This window comes from Stutzerimonas degradans (assembly GCF_024448505.1).
GTDB lineage: Bacteria > Pseudomonadota > Gammaproteobacteria > Pseudomonadales > Pseudomonadaceae > Stutzerimonas > Stutzerimonas degradans.
Map to the genome: position 1 here is coordinate 34,915 of NZ_JAMOHV010000006.1, position 19,195 is coordinate 54,109.

General features: G+C 63.7%; 17 protein-coding genes and 1 tRNA gene. 15 read left to right on the plus strand and 3 right to left on the minus strand.

Going from position 1 to position 19,195, the window contains the following annotated elements:
* Positions 1–56: 56 nt before the first annotated feature.
* From pdxA to NAV27_RS10010, 9 genes are all read left to right on the plus strand, one after another.
* Positions 57–1,046: a 4-hydroxythreonine-4-phosphate dehydrogenase PdxA gene (pdxA, locus tag NAV27_RS09970; protein ID WP_102828979.1), complete on the plus strand. Its 990-nt coding sequence runs from the start codon at positions 57–59 to the stop codon at positions 1,044–1,046.
* Positions 1,047–1,225: 179 nt separating this feature from the next.
* Entirely contained in the window at positions 1,226–2,020 is a 795-nt protein-coding gene (gene rsmA, locus NAV27_RS09975; protein WP_102828980.1) for a 16S rRNA (adenine(1518)-N(6)/adenine(1519)-N(6))-dimethyltransferase RsmA, read from the plus strand.
* Positions 2,021–2,047: 27 nt separating this feature from the next.
* The gene (gene apaG, locus NAV27_RS09980) at positions 2,048–2,431 is read left to right on the plus strand and encodes a Co2+/Mg2+ efflux facilitator ApaG/CorD (RefSeq protein WP_102828981.1); all 384 of its coding nucleotides are present in this window, start codon (positions 2,048–2,050) and stop codon (positions 2,429–2,431) included.
* Positions 2,428–3,255, plus strand: coding sequence for a symmetrical bis(5'-nucleosyl)-tetraphosphatase (locus NAV27_RS09985; protein WP_008568269.1), 828 nt, complete (start codon positions 2,428–2,430; stop codon positions 3,253–3,255). Before apaG ends, NAV27_RS09985 begins: the two co-directional genes overlap by 4 nt.
* Positions 3,252–3,584 carry a thiosulfate sulfurtransferase GlpE gene (glpE, locus tag NAV27_RS09990; RefSeq protein WP_102828982.1) on the plus strand — a complete coding sequence of 111 codons (333 nt, stop codon included), beginning with the start codon at positions 3,252–3,254 and terminating at the stop codon, positions 3,582–3,584. Before NAV27_RS09985 ends, glpE begins: the two co-directional genes overlap by 4 nt.
* Before the next feature lie 269 nt (positions 3,585–3,853).
* Positions 3,854–5,776, plus strand: coding sequence for a PrkA family serine protein kinase (locus NAV27_RS09995; RefSeq protein WP_008568271.1), 1,923 nt, complete (start codon positions 3,854–3,856; stop codon positions 5,774–5,776).
* A 101-nt stretch (positions 5,777–5,877) separates the two neighbouring features.
* A complete protein-coding gene (locus NAV27_RS10000) occupies positions 5,878–7,149 on the plus strand; it encodes a YeaH/YhbH family protein (protein WP_102828983.1) in 1,272 nt (423 codons plus the stop codon).
* Between the two features lie 10 nt (positions 7,150–7,159).
* Positions 7,160–8,701, plus strand: a complete 1,542-nt coding sequence (locus NAV27_RS10005; RefSeq protein WP_102828984.1) for a SpoVR family protein — start codon at positions 7,160–7,162, stop codon at positions 8,699–8,701.
* A gap of 76 nt (positions 8,702–8,777) precedes the next feature.
* Positions 8,778–9,938, plus strand: a complete 1,161-nt coding sequence (locus NAV27_RS10010; RefSeq protein ID WP_102828985.1) for a multifunctional CCA addition/repair protein — start codon at positions 8,778–8,780, stop codon at positions 9,936–9,938.
* Here NAV27_RS10010 and folK read toward each other — a convergent pair.
* Positions 9,921–10,466 carry a 2-amino-4-hydroxy-6-hydroxymethyldihydropteridine diphosphokinase gene (folK, locus tag NAV27_RS10015; protein ID WP_008568276.1) on the minus strand — a complete coding sequence of 182 codons (546 nt, stop codon included), beginning with the start codon at positions 10,464–10,466 and terminating at the stop codon, positions 9,921–9,923. The genes NAV27_RS10010 and folK overlap by 18 nt on opposite strands.
* Positions 10,457–10,810, minus strand: a complete 354-nt coding sequence (gene folB / locus NAV27_RS10020) for a dihydroneopterin aldolase (RefSeq protein ID WP_102828986.1) — start codon at positions 10,808–10,810, stop codon at positions 10,457–10,459. The genes folK and folB overlap by 10 nt, the downstream gene beginning before the upstream one ends.
* A gap of 75 nt (positions 10,811–10,885) precedes the next feature.
* Between folB and plsY the strand changes: the two genes are divergently transcribed.
* A complete protein-coding gene (gene plsY, locus NAV27_RS10025; RefSeq protein ID WP_102828987.1) occupies positions 10,886–11,455 on the plus strand; it encodes a glycerol-3-phosphate 1-O-acyltransferase PlsY in 570 nt (189 codons plus the stop codon).
* A 42-nt stretch (positions 11,456–11,497) separates the two neighbouring features.
* Here plsY and tsaD read toward each other — a convergent pair whose 3' ends face one another.
* Positions 11,498–12,523 carry a tRNA (adenosine(37)-N6)-threonylcarbamoyltransferase complex transferase subunit TsaD gene (gene tsaD / locus NAV27_RS10030; protein WP_102828988.1) on the minus strand — a complete coding sequence of 342 codons (1,026 nt, stop codon included), beginning with the start codon at positions 12,521–12,523 and terminating at the stop codon, positions 11,498–11,500.
* Between the two features lie 197 nt (positions 12,524–12,720).
* Here tsaD and rpsU point away from each other — a divergent pair, with 197 nt between their 5' ends.
* From rpsU to NAV27_RS10055, 5 genes are all read left to right on the plus strand, one after another.
* The gene (gene rpsU, locus NAV27_RS10035) at positions 12,721–12,936 is read left to right on the plus strand and encodes a 30S ribosomal protein S21 (protein WP_003290642.1); all 216 of its coding nucleotides are present in this window, start codon (positions 12,721–12,723) and stop codon (positions 12,934–12,936) included.
* Positions 12,937–13,074: 138 nt separating this feature from the next.
* Positions 13,075–15,018 carry a DNA primase gene (gene dnaG, locus NAV27_RS10040; RefSeq protein ID WP_102828989.1) on the plus strand — a complete coding sequence of 648 codons (1,944 nt, stop codon included), beginning with the start codon at positions 13,075–13,077 and terminating at the stop codon, positions 15,016–15,018.
* Between the two features lie 67 nt (positions 15,019–15,085).
* The gene (gene rpoD / locus NAV27_RS10045) at positions 15,086–16,942 is read left to right on the plus strand and encodes an RNA polymerase sigma factor RpoD (RefSeq protein WP_102828990.1); all 1,857 of its coding nucleotides are present in this window, start codon (positions 15,086–15,088) and stop codon (positions 16,940–16,942) included.
* A gap of 113 nt (positions 16,943–17,055) precedes the next feature.
* Positions 17,056–17,132 (plus strand) — tRNA-Ile (locus NAV27_RS10050).
* 258 nt (positions 17,133–17,390) lie between these two features.
* The gene (locus NAV27_RS10055; RefSeq protein ID WP_043298854.1) at positions 17,391–19,181 is read left to right on the plus strand and encodes an SLC13 family permease; all 1,791 of its coding nucleotides are present in this window, start codon (positions 17,391–17,393) and stop codon (positions 19,179–19,181) included.
* Positions 19,182–19,195 lie beyond the last annotated feature (14 nt).

A 19,195-nucleotide genomic window follows, 5' to 3' on the forward strand; every position in this document is an offset into this window, starting at 1 on the left:
GACCGACCGGTGCGTCACCCTTTTTTTTTGCGCCACTGTTTTTTTTCGAGGCCCCCATGTCCCCTTCGCGTCCCTTCGCCCTGACCCCCGGAGAACCTGCCGGCATCGGCCCCGACCTGTGCCTGCTGCTGGCGCGTCGGGCCCAGCCACAAGCACTTATCGCCATCGCCAGCCGCACCTTGCTGGCCGAACGCGCGGGGCAATTGGGACTGGACATCGCGCTGCTCGATGTCGGCCCCGGCGCCTGGCCGAGCGCTCCGGCGCCGGCCGGCAGTCTGTATGTCTGGGATACTCCACTCGCCGCGCCGGTGACGGCCGGCCATCTGGACGCCCGGAATGGCCTCTATGTGCTGGAAACCCTTTCCCGCGCCGGGCGGGGCTGCCTCGACGGTCACTTCGCCGGGATGATCACCGCCCCCGTGCACAAGGGCGTAATCAACGAGGCGGGTATCGCCTTCTCCGGCCATACCGAATTTCTCGCCGAGCTGACCCATACCGAACAGGTCGTCATGATGCTCGCCACGCGCGGCCTGCGCGTGGCTTTGGTCACTACCCACCTGCCGCTCAAGGAGGTCGCCGCGGCGATCACGGCCGAGCGGCTGACCCGCGTCGCGCGCATCCTGCATGCCGATCTGGTCGGCAAGTTCGGCATTACCCGGCCGCGCATTCTGGTCTGCGGGCTCAACCCGCACGCTGGCGAGGGCGGGCACCTGGGCCGCGAGGAAATCGAGATCATCGAACCGACGCTGCAACGCTTGCGCGGCGAAGGGCTGAACCTGATCGGTCCGCTGCCGGCCGATACGCTGTTCACCCCGAAGCACCTCGATCAATGCGACGCGGTGCTGGCGATGTATCACGACCAGGGCCTGCCGGTGCTCAAGTACAAGGGCTTCGGTGCCGCCGTCAATGTCACCCTCGGCCTGCCGATCGTGCGCACCTCGGTCGACCACGGCACCGCGCTGGACTTGGCCGGCACCGGCCGGATCGATACCGGCAGCCTGCAGGTGGCTCTGGAAACGGCCTACCAGATGGCCAGCCCGCGCTGAGCCGAGGCTGGCGCGCTGCAGGGGGATGTCACTTACACATTCACAGGCGCCCCTGAATCCGTGCGAACCGGGCGGACCGCCTACAGCGGCACCGCCTTTCGCTGTTAAACTGCCCGCCTTTGCCTTACCGCTCTCGGCTCCTGCTTGACGCTTGCAGCTTGAGGCTTGGAGCTGCCGTTATGTCCGACTACCAACACCGCGCACGCAAGCGCTTCGGCCAGAATTTCCTGCACGATGCCGGCGTCATCCATCGCATCCTGCGCGCCATCCATCCCAAGGCGGGTGAACGGCTGGTGGAGATCGGCCCCGGCCAGGGCGCACTCACCGAAGGCCTGCTCGACAGCGGCGCGCACCTGGACGTGGTCGAACTGGACCTCGACCTGATTCCCATCCTGCAGAGCAAATTCGCCGGGCGCGAGAATTTCACCCTGCATCAGGGCGATGCGCTGAAGTTCGACTTTGCCCGCCTGAGCCAGGAACCGGCCAGCCTGCGTATCGTCGGCAACCTGCCCTACAACATCTCCACCCCGCTGATCTTTCATCTGCTCGAGCACGCCGGGCTGATCCGTGACATGCACTTCATGCTGCAGAAGGAAGTGGTCGAGCGCCTGGCCGCCGAACCGGGTGGCGGTGACTGGGGCCGGCTGTCGATCATGGTGCAGTACCACTGTCGCGTGGAGCATCTGTTCAACGTCGGCCCGGGCGCGTTCAACCCGGCGCCCAAGGTCGATTCGGCGATCGTCCGCCTGGTGCCGCACGAGACGCTGCCGCATCCAGCACGCGACCACCGCCAGCTCGAGCGGGTGGTACGCGAAGCCTTCAACCAGCGCCGCAAGACGCTGCGTAATACGCTCAAGGGTTTGCTCGACGCTGAGGCCATCGAGGCTGCGCAGGTCGACGGCGGCCTGCGCCCTGAACAGCTCGACCTCGCGGCATTCGTCCGCCTCTCCGATCAACTCGCGCTGCGCAGCTAGCAGCGCGCCTACCGAGTCGAGTTCGCCATGACCGAAGACCGCCGCTACCGCATCGACGTCAGCGTCACGCCCCGCTATCTGTCCGCGCAGTCCGAGCCGGAACAAAACCGCTATGCCTTTGCCTACACGGTAACGATCGAAAACACTGGCGAGGTGGCGGCGCAGCTGCTGGCGCGGCACTGGATCATCACCGATGGCGACGGCAAGGTGCAGGAAGTCCGCGGTGCAGGCGTCATCGGCGAGCAGCCGTTGATTGCTCCCGGCGAGCGGCACGTCTACACCAGCGGCACCCTGCTGGCGACGCCGGTCGGCAGCATGCAGGGCAGCTACGAGATGCGCGCCGAGGATGGCCACGCTTTCACGGCCCCCATCGCGCCGTTCCGCCTCGCCGCACCCGGAGCACTGCATTGACCACCTATGCTGTCGGCGACCTGCAAGGTTGCCTCGAACCCCTCAAATGCCTACTCGAGCAGGTCGACTTCAGCCCCTCGCGCGACTGCCTGTGGCTGGCGGGCGATCTGGTAAATCGCGGCCCGCAATCGCTCGAGGCCCTGCGTTTCGTGCGTGATCTGGACGGCTCGGCCATCACCGTGCTGGGCAATCATGACCTGCATCTGCTGGCGATCGCGCATGACATCGAGCGCCTGCGCAAATCCGACACGCTCAGACCGATCCTCGACGCCCCCGACTGCGCCGATCTGATCGACTGGCTGCGCCGACAGAAGCTGCTGCACTACGACGCCGAGCGCCACACCGCGATGGTGCACGCCGGCATTCCGCCGCAGTGGACGCTGGAAAAGGCGCTCAAGCGTGCCGCCGAGGTCGAGCTGGCGCTGCAGGACGACGCAATGCTGCGGCCGTTTCTCGACGGCATGTACGGCAACCTGCCCGCCAAGTGGAGCAAGGACCTGCACGGCGTGCCGCGGTTACGCCTGATCACCAACTACTTCACCCGCATGCGTTTCTGCAAAGCCGACGGCACGCTGGAGCTGGAAAGCAAAGAAGGCCTGGACAGCGCACCGAAAGGCTTCGCGCCCTGGTTCAGTCACCCGCAGCGCAAGACCCGCAACGTCAAGCTGATCTTCGGCCACTGGGCGGCGCTGGAAGGCAACTGCGACGAACCCAACGTATTCGCCTTGGACACCGGCTGCGTCTGGGGCAACGCCATGACCCTGATGAACCTCGACAGCGAAGAACTCCTGCGCTGCGATTGCGACCATGGAACCGCGGCATGACCGACTTCAAACGCATTTCCCCCGAGACCGCCCAGCAGATGCGCGCCGCCGGCGCCGTGGTGGTCGATATCCGCGACCCGCACAGCTACGCCAGTGGCCATATCGGCGGCTCGACACATCTGGACAATCATTCGCTGCCGGACTTCATCGCCGCCGCCGACTTCGACCATCCGCTGATCGTCACCTGCTACCACGGCCATTCGAGCCAAAGCGCCGCAGCCTATCTGGCCAACCAGGGATTCTCCGACGTCTACAGCCTGGACGGTGGTTTCGAACTCTGGCGCGCCACGTTTCCGCTCGACGTCGAGCGCGATGACGATCCCGCTTAAATAAATCCCAGCCTTCACGCCGCGCCAGTCGCGGCCTCCGAGCGTCCCGGCGGCACCTCGCCCGGGAAAATCCCGCCCTTGCCCTTCGCTGCGCCGAATCCGAACTATCCTTGAGTTCAGGCCATCCAAGAAATGAAAGCCGTACGCGGCTTCCAGAATCAGGTTTCGACCATTAGGTGTTCGGGGGAACTCCACTGGCCGCCCTTTTCGGCCGGGCTCCAGGATGCCTGATGACAACGCCGGCTCCGTGCATCGACCGAGGTGAAGTCATGAGCATTTTCAGTCACTTCCAACAACGATTCGAAGCGACCCGCCAGGAAGAATACTCGCTGCAGGAATACCTCGATCTGTGCAAGCAGGACCCGAGGACCTACGCCACCGCCGCCGAGCGGCTGCTGATGGCCATTGGCGAGCCCGAGCTGGTTGACACCTCCACTGACCCGCGGCTGTCGCGGATCTTCTCCAACAAGGTCATCCGCCGTTACCCCTCGTTCGAGGACTTCCACGGCATGGAAGACTGCATCGACCAGATCGTTTCCTACTTCCGCCACGCCGCGCAGGGCCTGGAGGAGAAGAAGCAGATCCTCTACCTCCTCGGCCCGGTAGGCGGCGGCAAGTCCTCGCTGGCCGAAAAACTCAAGCAGCTCATGGAGCGCGTACCGTTCTATGCGATCAAGGGTTCGCCGGTGTTCGAGTCGCCGCTGGGGCTGTTCAACCCCACTGAGGATGCGCAGATTCTCGAAGAGGATTACGGCATCCCGCGGCGCTATCTCAACTCGATCATGTCGCCGTGGGCGACCAAGCGCCTGCAGGAATTCGGCGGCGACATCAGCCAGTTCCGCGTGGTCAAGCTGTACCCGTCTATTCTCAACCAGATCGCCGTGGCCAAGACCGAGCCGGGCGACGAGAACAACCAGGACATCTCCGCACTGGTTGGCAAGGTGGATATCCGCAAGCTCGAGGAATTCCCGCAGAACGATGCCGACGCCTACAGCTACTCGGGGGCGCTGTGCCGGGCCAACCAGGGCCTGATGGAATTCGTCGAAATGTTCAAGGCGCCGATCAAGGTGCTGCACCCGCTGCTGACGGCCACCCAGGAAGGCAACTACAACAGCACCGAGGGGCTGGGCGCGATTCCGTTCAACGGCATCCTGCTGGCCCACTCCAACGAATCGGAATGGCACACCTTCCGCAACAACAAGAACAACGAAGCCTTCATCGACCGCATCTACATCGTCAAGGTGCCGTACTGCCTGCGCGTGACCGATGAGGTGAAGATCTACGACAAGCTGCTGATCAACAGCTCGCTGGCCCAGGCCCATTGCGCGCCGGACACCCTGAAGATGCTCGCGCAGTTCAGCGTACTGAGCCGCCTGAAAGAGCCGGAAAACTCCAACATCTACTCGAAGATGCGGGTCTACGACGGCGAAAACCTCAAGGACACCGATCCCAAGGCCAAGTCGATCCAGGAATACCGCGATGCTGCCGGCGTCGACGAGGGCATGAACGGCCTGTCGACCCGCTTCGCCTTCAAGATCCTCTCCAAGGTGTTCAACTTCGACCCGCACGAGATCGCGGCCAACCCCGTGCACCTGCTCTACGTGCTCGAACAGCAGATCGAGCAGGAGCAGTTCCCCGCCGAGGTGCGCGAGCGCTACCTGCGCTACATCAAGGAATACCTGGCGCCGCGCTACATCGAGTTCATCGGCAAAGAGATCCAGACCGCCTACCTCGAGTCGTACAGCGAGTACGGGCAGAACATCTTCGATCGCTACGTGCTGTACGCCGACTTCTGGATTCAGGATCAGGAATACCGCGACCCGGAAACCGGCGAGATTCTCAACCGCGGCGCACTCAACGAGGAGCTGGAGAAGATCGAGAAACCGGCCGGCATCAGCAACCCGAAGGATTTCCGCAACGAGATCGTCAACTTCGTGCTGCGCGCCCGTGCCAACAATAACGGTAAGAATCCATCCTGGCTCAGCTACGAGAAGCTGCGCGTGGTGATCGAGAAGAAGATGTTCTCCAACACCGAGGACCTGCTGCCGGTCATCAGCTTCAACGCCAAGGCCAGCAAGGAAGACCAGAAAAAGCACAACGATTTCGTGGTGCGCATGGTGGAGCGTGGCTATACCGAGAAGCAGGTTCGCCTGTTGTCGGAATGGTATCTGCGGGTGCGTAAATCGCAGTAACACGGCCCCAGCTCGCCAGCCCGCGCGGACGGTGCACCTGACCGGCCGCGCAGGCTTGCGGTCTGCAGCCTGAGAAGCCTGCAGTTGGCCGGAGGGCCCTTATGAGCTACGTCATCGACCGTCGTCTGAACGGCAAGAACAAGAGCACGGTAAACCGCCAGCGCTTCCTGCAGCGCTACCGTGGGCATATCAAGAAGGCGGTGGAGGAAGCCGTCAGCCGGCGTTCCATCACCGACATGGAACACGGCGAACAGATCAGCATTCCGGGTCGCGACATCGACGAACCGGTGCTGCACCACGGCCACGGCGGCCGCCAGACCATCGTCCATCCGGGCAACAAGGAATTCATCGCTGGCGAACGCATCCCGCGGCCGCAGGGCGGCGGTGGAGGTGGCGGCAGCGGTCAGGCCAGCAACACCGGCGAAGGCATGGACGACTTCGTCTTCCAGATCACCCAGGAGGAATTCCTCGATTTCATGTTCGAGGACCTGGAGCTGCCCAACCTGGTCAAGCGCCACCTGGCCGGCACCGAAACCTTCAAAACCGTGCGCGCCGGCATCAGCAACGAAGGCAATCCGTCGCGCATCAACATCGTGCGCACCCTGCGTTCGGCCCATGCACGGCGCATCGCGCTATCGGGCAGTAGCCGCGCCAAGCTGCGCGAGATGAAAGCCGAGCTGACGCGCCTGCTGCTGGAGGAACCGGACAACTTCAACGACATCAAGGCCACCGAAGAGGAGATCGAACGCCTCAGCGCGCGGATCAACCGGGTGCCGTTCCTCGACACCTTCGACCTCAAGTACAACCTGCTGGTCAAGCAGCCGAACCCCAGCTCGAAAGCGGTGATGTTCTGCGTGATGGACGTCTCCGGCTCGATGACCCAGGCGACCAAGGACATCGCCAAGCGCTTCTTCATCCTGCTGTACCTGTTCCTCAAGCGGAACTACGACAAGATCGATGTGGTGTTCATCCGCCACCACACCAGCGCCAAGGAAGTCGACGAGGAAGAGTTCTTCTACTCGCGCGAGACCGGCGGCACCATCGTCTCCAGCGCGTTGAAAATGATGCAAGAGATCATGGCCGAGCGTTATCCGGCCAATGAGTGGAACATCTATGCCGCGCAGGCTTCGGACGGTGATAACTGGAACGACGACTCGCCGTTGTGCCGCGACATCCTGATCAACCAGATCATGCCGTTCGTGCAGTATTTCACCTACGTCGAAATCACCCCGCGCGAGCACCAGGCGCTCTGGTACGAGTACAACCAGGTCGCCGAAGCCTTCGCCGACTCCTTCGCCCAGCAGCAGCTGGTCAGCGCCGCCGATATCTATCCGGTGTTCCGCGAGCTGTTCCAGCGGCGCATCAACGCCTGAGGGGGATGCCATGAAGCGACAGCCCATCTCCACCGGCTCGGAATGGACCTTCGAGCTGATCCGCGCCTACGACCGCGAGATCGGCCGCCTCGCCGAACGCTACGCGCTGGATACCTACCCGAACCAGATCGAAGTGATCACTGCCGAGCAGATGATGGATGCCTACGCCTCCGTCGGCATGCCCATCGGCTACCACCACTGGTCCTACGGCAAGCACTTCCTCAGCACCGAGAAGGGCTACAAACGTGGGCAGATGGGCCTGGCCTACGAGATCGTGATCAACTCCGATCCCTGCATCGCCTACCTGATGGAGGAAAACACCATCTGCATGCAGGCGCTGGTCATTGCCCACGCCTGCTACGGCCACAACAGTTTCTTCAAGGGCAACTACCTGTTCCGCACCTGGACCGACGCCAGCTCGATCATCGATTACCTGGTGTTCGCCAAGCAGTACATCACCCAGTGCGAGGAGCGCCACGGCATCGATGCGGTCGAGGACCTGCTCGACTCCTGCCATGCGCTGATGAATTACGGCGTCGACCGCTACAAACGCCCCTACCCGATTTCCGCCGAGGAGGAACGGCGCCGGCAGAAGGAGCGCGAGGAGCATTTGCAGCGGCAGATCAACGACCTCTGGCGCACCATTCCCAAGAGCGCCGGCAAGGGCGATGAAGCCGACGACGGCAAACGCTTCCCCGCCGAACCGCAGGAGAACATCCTCTACTTCATCGAGAAGCACGCGCCGCTGCTCGAGCCCTGGCAGCGCGAAGTGGTGCGCATCGTGCGCAAGATTGCGCAGTACTTCTATCCGCAGCGCCAGACCCAGGTGATGAACGAGGGCTGGGCCACGTTCTGGCACTACACGCTGATGAACGACCTCTACGACGAAGGCCTGGTGACCGACGGATTCATGATGGAGTTTCTCCAGGCTCACACCAGCGTGATCTACCAGCCCGGCTTCGACAGCCCGTACTACAGCGGCATCAACCCCTACACCCTGGGTTTCGCCATCTACAGCGACATCCGCCGCATCTGCGAACAGCCCACCGAGGAGGACCGCCGCTGGTTCCCCGACATCGCCGGCAGCGACTGGCTGACCACGCTGAAGTTCGCCATGCAGAACTTCAAGGACGAGAGTTTCATCCTGCAGTTCCTCTCGCCCAAGGTGATCCGCGACCTCAAGCTGTTCAGCATCCTCGACGACGACCGCAAGGACGAGCTGCTGGTGCCGGCGATCCACGACGAGAGCGGCTATCACGTCATCCGCGAACTGCTTGCCGCGCAGTACAACCTCGGCAACCGCGAGCCCAACGTGCAGGTCTGGAGCGTCGACCGCCGCGGCGACCGCTCGCTGACGCTGCGCCATCAGCAGCACGACCGCAAGCCGCTGGGCAGGTCCACGGACGAGGTGCTCAAGCATCTGCACCGCTTGTGGGGGTTCGACGTGCACCTGCAATCGATGCAGGGCGAACAGGTGGTCAACGCCCATCACATGCCGCCGCAGCCCGAACCGGAGGCCGAAAGCCGCTTCCCTGGAATGAATTTCGCCTGACGGCGGCACCCGCGCCGCCCCCGCGAGATGGCGGGGGCGCGTTAATCCTTTATCCTCCGCGCCAACGGAGGTAAACATGCAGATTTACAAGGTAGGCGGCGCCGTGCGCGATCGCCTGTTGGGCCGCGAAGTGACCGAGGTGGACTGGGTGGTGGTCGGCGCCACCGCCGAAGCCATGCAGGCGCAAGGCTTCCGCCCGGTCGGCGCCGACTTCCCGGTGTTCCTGCATCCCACCACGGGCGAGGAATATGCGCTCGCGCGTACCGAGCGCAAGAACGGTCGCGGCTACGGGGGCTTTGTCTTCCATGCCAGCCCGGATGTCACGCTCGAGCAGGACCTGATTCGCCGCGACCTCACCATCAACGCGATGGCCGAGGACGCCGAAGGCCGGCTCTACGATCCTTACGGCGGCCAGCGCGATCTTGACGCGCGGTTGCTGCGACATGTCTCCCCGGCCTTCGCTGAAGATCCGCTGCGCGTGCTGCGGGTGGCGCGCTTCGCTGCCCGCTACGCACCGCTGGGTTTTCGCGTGGCCGAGGAAACCCGCGCACTGATGGCCGATCTGGCCGCGTCCGGCGAGCTGCAAGCACTCACCCCCGAGCGCAGCTGGAAGGAAATCTCCCGCGCACTGATGGAGCCGCGTCCCGATGTGTTCATTGAGGTGCTGCGTGACTGCAGCGCGCTCGGCGAACTGTTTCCCGAACTGAATACGCAGCTCGCGTGCTCGGCCAGCGCGGCCCAACCGTTGCTTCAGACCCTGCGCGAGTGCGCGCTCGACCAGCAGCCGCTACCGGTACGCTGGGCCTGCCTGCTGGCCATGCTGGACGACACGGCCATCGAGGCGCTGAATGCGCGCAGCAAGGCACCGCGCGACTGCCAGGAGCTGGCCGTGTTGGTCGGCCGCTTCCACGACGACGCCAGCCGCGCGGCCGAGCTGACGCCTGCGGAGCTGTTCGAGCTGTTGCAGCACTTCGATATCCAGCGGCGCCCCGAGCGCTTCGAGCTGTTCCTGCAGGCTTGCGTCCTGCTCGCTCGCGGCCGCGGCGCAGCCTTTCCTCAGGCCGACTACCTGCGTGGCGCGGCGCAAGCCGTCCGCGCGGTGACCGTGCAACCGCTGATTGAACAGGGCTATCAGGGCGCCGAGCTGGGCGAAGCGCTCAAGCGCACGCGGCTGGAGGCCGTCGCCCGCTTCAGCCGTGCTCGGACCGAGTGCGCAGCATCAGGCCGGGATGCCTGATCGCGGCTCCTGCAGCAGCTCCAGCGGCGTCAGCTCGACGCCTCGCCAGTGGAAACTCACCGGCCACAGCTGCTGGTCGATCCGCGCCTCGCGCCAGAGTTCGGCGAAGCTGCGGCCGACAGCGGGATGCCGCTGCTCGGGCACCAGCAACGCCAGTGGCCGGAGCACGAAGGCGTTCTTCAGGATCTCCGCGCGCGGCAGGCGCAGCCCGTCGAAGTCGCCGACCAGCGTGTCGTAGAGCAGCACATCGATATCCAGCGGCAGGCCCTTGCGCTCCGGCGCATAGCGACCGTTGTCGGCTTCGATGAATTTGAGCCGGCGATCCAGCTCGTTGAGCGGCAGCGCGGTTTGTCCGGCCACCACCAGGTTGTAGAAATTGTCGCCCTTGTAGCCCACCGCCAGGCTCTCGAATACCGGCGAGCAGCGCATGTCGGTCAGCAATTCGGCCAGCGCATCGAGGCCGGCACGCAGGTGATTCTCGCGCTCGACATTGCTGCCGAGCCCGAGCAGAACCGGAGTCAGCGGCATCCGCGTTCGATCTCCACGCCCAGTGCCCGTGCCCGTGGGTTGACCCCAGGTTTGGTCACGCGCAACCGCAGCCAGACGACGCCGAATTCCTGCATCAGGCTCGCCGCCAGCCGCTCGGCGAAGGTTTCGACCAGCTCGAAACGCGCCGCCGCAGCAAACCGATCGATCGCCGCAGCGACCTTGGCGTAATCCAACGCCTTGTCCAGCTCATCCTCGGCGGCTGCCGGACGGATGTCCCAGCCCAGGGTCAAGTCCAGGCGCAGGCATTGGCGAATGCCGCGCTCCCAGTCGTAGGCACCGATCACGGTGTCGACTTCCAGACCCTCGATGAAAACTGTATCCACGTAGCATTCTCCCGCGACACGACAAGCACCGGCCGCATCGTTAGACTCAGGAGCCTCCTGCCCCGGGTGTATTCCATGTTCTGGCTGCTGACACTGCTCGCCTACCTGATCGGTTCGCTGTCATTCGCCATTCTGCTCAGCCGCCTGACCGGTCTGCCGGACCCGCGTGCCAGCGGCTCAGGCAATCCCGGCGCGACCAACATGCTACGCCTGGCTGGTCGACGCCTGGCCATCGCCACCTTGTTCGGCGATCTGCTCAAGGGGCTGCTGCCGGTACTGCTTGCCGCTCGCCTGGACTTGAGCGTGCAACAGCAGGGTTGGGTCGGCCTCGCCGCTGTGATCGGTCATCTGTATCCACTGTATTTCCGTTTCCGCGGCGGCAAGGGTGTTGCCACCGCAGCCGGTGCTCTGCTCGGGCTGTATCTGCCCGCCGCACTGCTGGCCGTCGTCGCCTGGCTCGCCGTATTCCGCCTCACCCGCACCAGCTCGCTCGCTGCACTGATCGCCCTGCCGCTCTGCCTGCCGCTGCTGGCCTGGCAGCAACCCGGGGCGCTGTTGCCGATGAGCCTGCTGGCGGTGCTGATCGTCTGGCGCCATCGCAGCAACCTGCGTGCGCTGCGTGCCGGCCAGGAACGCCATTTCTGATTTTCGACTGACTATAGATGGCGGCCATGCCCAGCGCCTCCATCAGATCGCCGGCAGCAACTCCATTGGCCAGCGCGCCTGCACGCCGATCGCCGGGCCGTCATGTTGCCCGGCCAGCAGCCGCTGGCAGCCGGCGTAGGCAATCATTGCGCCGTTGTCGGTACAAAAACGCGGGCGAGCGTAGAACACCTGGCCGTTCAGCTCGCCGAGCATCTTTTCCAGCGCCTGGCGCAACGCATGATTGGCACTGACGCCGCCGGCAATCACCAGCGATTTCAGCCCGGTCTGCTTCAGCGCGCGGCGGCACTTGATCGTCAGCGTTTCGACGACCGCCTGCTGAAACGCCAGCGCGATGTCACAACGAGTCTGCTCGGACTCGTCGCCAGCGCCACGACACTGCTGCCAGGTATTGAGGGTGAAGGTCTTGAGCCCACTGAAGCTGAAATCCAGCCCGGGGCGATCAGTCATCGGCCGAGGAAAGACGAAGCGCCCCGGCGTGCCCTGATCCGCCAGTCGGGCGATCTCAGGACCACCCGGATAGCGCAGCCCCATCAGCTTGGCCGTCTTGTCGAAGGCCTCACCGGCGGCATCATCCACCGACTCACCGAGCAGCTCGTAGCGACCGATACCGTCGACGCGCACCAGCTGGGTGTGCCCGCCGGATACCAACAGCGCGACGAACGGAAACGCCGGGGCCTGCTCCTCCAGCATTGGCGCCAGCAGATGGCCTTCCATATGATGCACGCCCACGGCCGGTACGCCCCAAGCCAGCGCCAGCGCCTGCGCGCAGGACGCGCCGACCAGCAGCGCGCCGACCAGTCCCGGTCCTGCGGTATAGGCCACCGCATCGATCTGCGCAGCCTCGCGGCCCGCCTCGGCAAGCACCTGGCGGATCAATGGCAGCATGCGCTTGACGTGATCACGCGAGGCCAGCTCCGGTACCACGCCGCCGTAGACGCGGTGCAGATCGATCTGGCTGAACAACGCATCGGCCAGCAGGCCCTGCTCGCTGTCGTATAGCGCGACCCCGGTCTCGTCGCAGGATGTTTCCAGCCCCAGCACCAGCATGGGTTCAACCTTCCACGGAGGCGAATGAAGCCGTGCATATTAATCGCCACGGCCGGCGACCGACCAGCGCTTTTCGCTCGCAGGCTTTGCATTCTCGGCGTTCCGGGGTTAACATCCGCAACCCTTAAAACCAGCGTGCTTGCGAGTCATTTGCCGAAGCGCGTTGCCACCGGTAATCAAGTGAAGGTACGTCCTGGATGCCCGCTGTCAAAGTTAAAGAGAATGAACCCTTCGACGTAGCCCTGCGTCGCTTCAAGCGCTCGTGCGAAAAAGCCGGCGTGCTGGCCGAAGTCCGTTCGCGCGAGTTCTACGAGAAGCCGACTGCAGAGCGCAAGCGCAAGGCTGCCGCCGCAGTCAAGCGTCACGCCAAGAAAGTGCAGCGCGAGCAGCGCCGCAGCGTTCGCCTGTACTGATCCCGTACAGCTGACGCAGCATAAAGCCCGGCCTAGGCCGGGCTTTGCATTGAACAAGACTCCGCTTCGCCAGCCGGCGAATGATCGGAGTTTTTGTCATTTCCGGGTCGAACATCACGAGCGCACCCCGAGACTGCTATGGCCGGCCTGATTCCGCAATCCTTCATCGATGACCTGCTCAATCGCTCCGACATCGTCGAAGTGATCGGCTCGCGCATCCAATTGAAGAAAGCCGGCAAGAATTACACCGCGCGCTGCCCGTTCCATAACGAGAAGACGCCGTCCTTCAGCGTCAGCCCGGACAAGCAGTTCTACTACTGCTTCGGCTGCGGCGCCGGCGGCAACGCGCTGGGCTTCATCATGGACCACGATCACCTGGACTTCCCCCAGGCGGTCGAAGACCTGGCCCGCCGCGCCGGCCTGGAAGTCCCGCACGAGGACAGCGGGCGCAGCCACAAGCCACGTCAGCCGGTCGATTCGCCGCTCTACCCGCTTCTCGCCGCCGCATCCGACTACTATCGCCAGGCCCTGAAAAGCCACCCTGCACGCAAAGCGGCGGTGGAGTACCTCAAGGGCCGCGGCCTGTCTGGCGTGATCGCCCGCGACTTCGGTTTGGGTTTCGCCCCGCCGGGCTGGGACAATCTGCTCAAGCACCTGGGCGGCGATGCGCTGCAGCAAAAAGCCATGATCGACGCGGGCCTGCTGATCGAGAATGCCGATAACGGCAAGCGCTACGACCGCTTTCGCGACCGCGTGATGTTTCCCATCCGCGACAGCCGCGGCCGGGTGATCGCCTTCGGCGGTCGAGTCCTGGGCGACGACAAGCCCAAGTATCTGAACTCGCCGGAAACCCCGGTCTTCCACAAGGGACAGGAGCTCTACGGCCTGTTCGAGGCACGGCAGAGCAATCGCAACCTCGACGAAATCATGGTGGTCGAGGGTTACATGGACGTGATCGCGCTTGCCCAGCAGGGGCTGCGCAACGCCGTGGCGACTCTTGGCACCGCCACCAGCGAGGAGCATCTCAAGCGCCTGTTCCGCCTCGTGCCCAGCGTATTATTCTGCTTCGATGGCGACTCTGCCGGACGCAAGGCGGCGTGGCGCGCCCTGGAGGCGACCCTGCCGAGCCTGCAGGATGGCCGTCGCGCACGCTTCCTGTTCCTGCCCGAAGGCGAGGACCCGGACAGCCTCGTACGCGCCGAAGGCACCGATGCCTTTCGTGCCCGAATCAACCAACAGGCCCAGCCGCTGGCGGACTACTTCTTCCAACAGCTGAGCGAAGAAGCCGACCCACGATCGCTCGAGGGTAAGGCCCACCTCGCCACACTGGCGGCGCCGCTTATCGAAAAAATACCCGGCACCAATCTGCGCACCCTCATGCGCCAGCGCTTGGCGGAGCTGACTGGACTGACCGGCGAAGCGCTGCAAACCATGGCGGCGCCGGTGACGGATGCGAATCCCACCGCCACGCCCTACGACGACAGTCTCTATTACGACACCAGCACCGGCGAGCACGAGAACTACTCTGCCCCGGACTCCGGCCAGCCCTCCCTCGCGCCGAAGAAGCCGACGAAGGAATGGAAAAAGGACTGGAAAAAACCGGGACAGCGACCAGACTTCAAGCCACGCGGACCGCGCATACCAACCACGGTCGAGCCACCGGCTCTGACCACCCTGCGCACGCTACTGCATCACCCGGAACTGGCACAGAAGGTCGAGGATGCCAGCCACTTCGCTGCGGAAGACGACACCTATGCCCAACTGCTGGTGGCTCTGCTCGGCACACTGCAGAAGAATCCGCGGCTGCGCAGCCTGCAACTGATCGCTCGCTGGCACGGCACCGATCAGGGTCGACTTTTACGTGCACTTGCCGAGAAAGAATGGCTGATATCGGCCGATAACCTTGAACAACAGTTTTTCGACACCATTAACACCCTTGCCGCCAGACAGCGCGAACGCAGCCTCGAACTGCTGTTGCGCAAGGCCCGCCAGGGCGCGCTCAGCACCGAGGAAAAAGACCAGCTGCGTCACCTCCTGAGTCGCGACAGCACACCCGCAACAACGACCTCAACTGGCGCGTGAGGTCTTAGCTCGGCTATAATGCTCAGCTTGTTTTCAGCCCGCCAGAACCTTCAGTGGATAGGGTTATATGTCCGGAAAAGCGCAACAGCAGTCCCGCCTCAAAGAGTTGATCCAGCGTGGCCGTGAGCAGGGTTACCTGACTTACGCAGAGGTCAACGACCACCTGCCGGAGGATATTTCCGATCCGGAACAGGTGGAAGACATCATTCGTATGATCAACGACATGGGCATCAACGTATTCGAGGTTGCCCCGGATGCCGATGCTCTGTTGTTGGCCGAAGCCGACACCGACGAAGCCGCCGCCGAAGAAGCTGCTGCAGCGCTTGCCGCAGTGGAAACCGATATCGGCCGCACCACCGACCCAGTGCGCATGTACATGCGCGAGATGGGTACCGTCGAATTGCTGACCCGCGAAGGCGAGATCGAAATCGCCAAGCGTATCGAGGAAGGCATTCGCGAGGTGATGAGCGCCATCGCCCATTTCCCCGGCACCGTCGACGGCATCCTCGCCGATTACGAGCGCGTGACGAATGAAGGCGGTCGCCTTTCGGACATCCTCAGCGGCTACATCGATCCTGACGACGACGGCGCCGCCGGTGCACCTCAGGAAGTCGAACCCGTCGCTCCGCAGGTCGCAGCCAAGCCGGTTGCCGACGACAAGGACGATGACGAGGAAGAAGAGTCTGACAGCGAAGAGGAAGAGGGCGATGGCGGCCCCGACCCGGAAGTCGCCCGCGCGCGCTTCGGCGCCGTGGCCGAGCAGCTGGAAAAAGCCAAGAAAGCGCTGAAGAAGCACGGACGTGCCAGCCAGCACGCCATCGACGAGCTCGAGGCGCTGGCCATCCTGTTCATGCCGATCAAGCTCGTGCCCAAGCAGTACGACGCCCTGGTCGAACGCGTTCGTGATGCGCTGAACCAGATTCGTGCTCAAGAGCGTGCCGTCATGCAGCTGTGCGTGCGCGATGCGCGCATGCCGCGCGCCGACTTCCTGCGCCAGTTCCCGAGCAACGAGACCAATCTTGCCTGGGCCGAAGAACTGGCCGCGGGCAAGAGCAAGTACGCCGAAGCGATCGGCGCCCGCAAGGAAGACATCCAGCGCTGCCAGCAGAAGCTGATCGAGCTGGAACAGGAATGCGAGCTGGCGATTGCCGACATCAAGGACATCAACCGCCGCATGTCGATCGGCGAGGCCAAGGCCCGCCGTGCGAAGAAGGAAATGGTCGAGGCCAACCTGCGCCTGGTCATCTCCATCGCCAAGAAGTACACCAACCGCGGCCTGCAGTTCCTCGACCTGATCCAGGAAGGCAACATCGGCCTGATGAAGGCGGTGGACAAGTTCGAATACCGTCGCGGCTACAAGTTCTCGACCTACGCCACCTGGTGGATTCGCCAGGCGATCACCCGCTCGATCGCTGACCAAGCGCGCACCATCCGCATCCCGGTGCACATGATCGAGACGATCAACAAGCTCAACCGCATCTCTCGCCAGATGCTGCAGGAAATGGGCCGCGAGCCCACCCCGGAAGAGCTGGGCGAGCGCATGGAAATGCCCGAGGACAAGATCCGCAAGGTCCTGAAGATCGCTAAAGAGCCGATCTCCATGGAAACGCCGATCGGCGACGACGAAGACTCGCATCTGGGCGACTTCATCGAAGACTCCGCCATGCAATCGCCGATCGACGTGGCGACCGTGGAGAGCCTCAAGGAAGCCACCCGCGAAGTTCTCTCCGGCCTCACGGCCCGCGAAGCCAAGGTGCTGCGCATGCGCTTCGGCATCGACATGAACACCGACCACACCCTCGAGGAAGTCGGCAAGCAGTTCGACGTCACCCGCGAGCGTATCCGCCAGATCGAGGCCAAGGCACTGCGCAAGCTGCGCCACCCGACGAGAAGCGAGCACCTGCGCTCCTTCCTCGACGAGTGAACCTGAACCCCCGGCCCGCCGGGGGTTTTTATTTTTTGCACCAGCCTCACCGACAGCTCCCGTTGCGCGTGGCACATTGACAACGGCATCGGTATAATCCGCCGCTCCTTCTGGGGCCTATAGCTCAGTTGGTTAGAGCAGAGGACTCATAATCCTTTGGTCCACGGTTCGAGTCCGTGTGGGCCCACCATCTCTAAGCCGCGCATTGCGCGGCTTTTTCATTTCTGCCTTAGCCCATCCTCATCGCCAGCACCTATCCATGCCGCGGTAGATGAATGCAGCCGCGACGTCGCGACCTCGCGACCTCGCCCAAAGCAGCCAAATAACCAAAACGAATATAAACAGCAGTATTGGTTTCTGGACTCTCTAAACCGTGGCCACTATCGTGCGCGCGGGGTCGCCGGGGCGGCCTGTCGTTTTTGCTCATCGCCACGCTTTAAGGATCTCCATGCTTTCGGAATCGCTGCCGCTGCTGTTCGTCTGCGCTCTGCTGGTTTGGGTGCTGGTCGCGTTCGTTCGCGAGACCTGGAGCCCGGATATCGTGGTGGCGATCGCGGTGGCCGTGCTGTTGGCGACGCAGCTGCTCAGCCCAGGCGAGGTACTGAGTGTGCTGTCCAACTCCGCCCCGGTGACCATCGCCTGCATGTTCATTCTCTCCGCCGCGCTGGAGCGTACCGGCTGTATCGATGCGCTGGGCAACTGGCTGGGTGATCTGGTCGGAGACAGTCCCACGCGCGTGCTGGCTGGGTTGATGATCACCGCGCTGGTGGTGTCCGCCTTTCTCAACAACACGCCGGTCGTGGCCATCCTCACGCCGGTGGCGATTGCGCTGGCCAAGCGCGCCAGCAGTTCGCCATCGAAGCTGCTGATCCCTCTGTCCTACGCCACTGTGCTCGGCGGCATGCTGACCATGATCGGCACCTCGACCAACATCCTCGTCGACGGCGTCGCGCGCAAGGCCGGCCTGGAGCCCTTCGGCATGTTCGAAATCACCCCCGCGGCGCTGGCCTTCTGCGCAGTTGGTTTCGTCTATCTGATGCTGTTCAGCCGGCGTCTGCTGCCGGATCGGGAAACGCTGTCCAAGCAGTTGCGCCCGGACCTGGATCGCACTTTCATGAGCGAGCTGCGGGTGCCGTATACCTCGCCGATGATCGGCAGGACGCTGAGCGAGGCCAATCTCAATGGCGGCAGCGGCCTGCAGGTGCTGCAAGTTAGCCGTGGCGAACAGCAGATCAGCCGTCCCGAGCACGATTTCGTCCTGCAGGCCGGCGACCTGCTGGTGCTGCACGGTCAGGTGCGCAACGTGGTCGATCTGCGCGAAAGCGGCCACCTCAGCTTCAACCGCGGCGATGCCTTCGAGACCGTCAGTAGCCAGGACCTGGTGCTGGCCGAGGCCATCGTCGGTCGTGGTTCGCGCTACAGCCACCGGCCGATGCGCGATCTCGACCTCAGCGCACGCTACGGTATCAACGTGCTGGCCGTGCATCGCCAAGATGCCAACGTCAGCGGCAACCTCGACGACTTCGAACTGCAGTTCGGCGACGTCATGCTGGTCGAAGGCACTCCGGCGCAGATCAAGCGCTTCGCCGACAATGGCGAGCTGATCAGTCTCAACGCCGTGCAGGAGCGCGCCTACCGCCGCGACAAGGCGCCGATCGCCATTCTCGCCACGCTGGCGGTGGTGATTCTGTCCGCCTTCCGCTTCATGCCCATCGAAGGCCTGGCGATCATCGCCGGCGCGGTGGTGCTGGCCACTCGCTGCCTGGATGTCGAAGAGGCTTACAAGGCGGTCGACTGGAAGGTGCTGAGCCTGATCTTCGGCATGCTGGCGATCAGCATCGCGATGGACAAGGTCGGTCTGGTCGATCTGGTGGTGGCCAAGACCATGACCGCACTGCCCGACGCCAGCCCGCTGCTGATGCTCGGTTTCGTCTACCTGCTGACCACCATCCTCACCGAGATTCTGTCCAACAATGCCGTGGCGGTGCTGGTCACGCCGGTGGCCATCGGCATCGCCCAGAGTCTCGGTCTCGATCCGCGGCCGTTCGTGGTGGCCGTGATGTTCGCAGCCAGCGTCAGCTTCGCCACCCCCATCGGCTACCAGACCAACACCTTCGTCTACAACGCCGGCGGCTACCGCTTCAGCGACTTCATGCGCATCGGTATCCCGTTGAATCTGTTGATGGTAGGGGTTGCGATCGTGGTCATCCCGCTGGTGTGGCCGTTGCACACGGCCTGAGCACCGAGCCCTTA

What these genes read in the sequence shown, in the direction of transcription:
- rpsU (WP_003290642.1), top strand. Translation starts at nt 12,721, where the DNA reads ATGCCCGCTGTCAAAGTTAAAGAGAATGAACCCTTCGACGTAGCCCTG.
- rpoD (WP_102828990.1), top strand. Translation starts at nt 15,086, where the DNA reads ATGTCCGGAAAAGCGCAACAGCAGTCCCGCCTCAAAGAGTTGATCCAG.
- NAV27_RS09995 (WP_008568271.1), top strand. Translation starts at nt 3,854, where the DNA reads ATGAGCATTTTCAGTCACTTCCAACAACGATTCGAAGCGACCCGCCAG.
- NAV27_RS10005 (WP_102828984.1), top strand. Translation starts at nt 7,160, where the DNA reads ATGAAGCGACAGCCCATCTCCACCGGCTCGGAATGGACCTTCGAGCTG.
- NAV27_RS10010 (WP_102828985.1), top strand. Translation starts at nt 8,778, where the DNA reads ATGCAGATTTACAAGGTAGGCGGCGCCGTGCGCGATCGCCTGTTGGGC.
- NAV27_RS10000 (WP_102828983.1), top strand. Translation starts at nt 5,878, where the DNA reads ATGAGCTACGTCATCGACCGTCGTCTGAACGGCAAGAACAAGAGCACG.
- apaG (WP_102828981.1), top strand. Translation starts at nt 2,048, where the DNA reads ATGACCGAAGACCGCCGCTACCGCATCGACGTCAGCGTCACGCCCCGC.
- folK (WP_008568276.1), bottom strand. Translation starts at nt 10,466, where the DNA reads ATGCCGCTGACTCCGGTTCTGCTCGGGCTCGGCAGCAATGTCGAGCGC.
- glpE (WP_102828982.1), top strand. Translation starts at nt 3,252, where the DNA reads ATGACCGACTTCAAACGCATTTCCCCCGAGACCGCCCAGCAGATGCGC.
- NAV27_RS10055 (WP_043298854.1), top strand. Translation starts at nt 17,391, where the DNA reads ATGCTTTCGGAATCGCTGCCGCTGCTGTTCGTCTGCGCTCTGCTGGTT.
- pdxA (WP_102828979.1), top strand. Translation starts at nt 57, where the DNA reads ATGTCCCCTTCGCGTCCCTTCGCCCTGACCCCCGGAGAACCTGCCGGC.
- dnaG (WP_102828989.1), top strand. Translation starts at nt 13,075, where the DNA reads ATGGCCGGCCTGATTCCGCAATCCTTCATCGATGACCTGCTCAATCGC.
- tsaD (WP_102828988.1), bottom strand. Translation starts at nt 12,523, where the DNA reads ATGCTGGTGCTGGGGCTGGAAACATCCTGCGACGAGACCGGGGTCGCG.
- rsmA (WP_102828980.1), top strand. Translation starts at nt 1,226, where the DNA reads ATGTCCGACTACCAACACCGCGCACGCAAGCGCTTCGGCCAGAATTTC.
- plsY (WP_102828987.1), top strand. Translation starts at nt 10,886, where the DNA reads ATGTTCTGGCTGCTGACACTGCTCGCCTACCTGATCGGTTCGCTGTCA.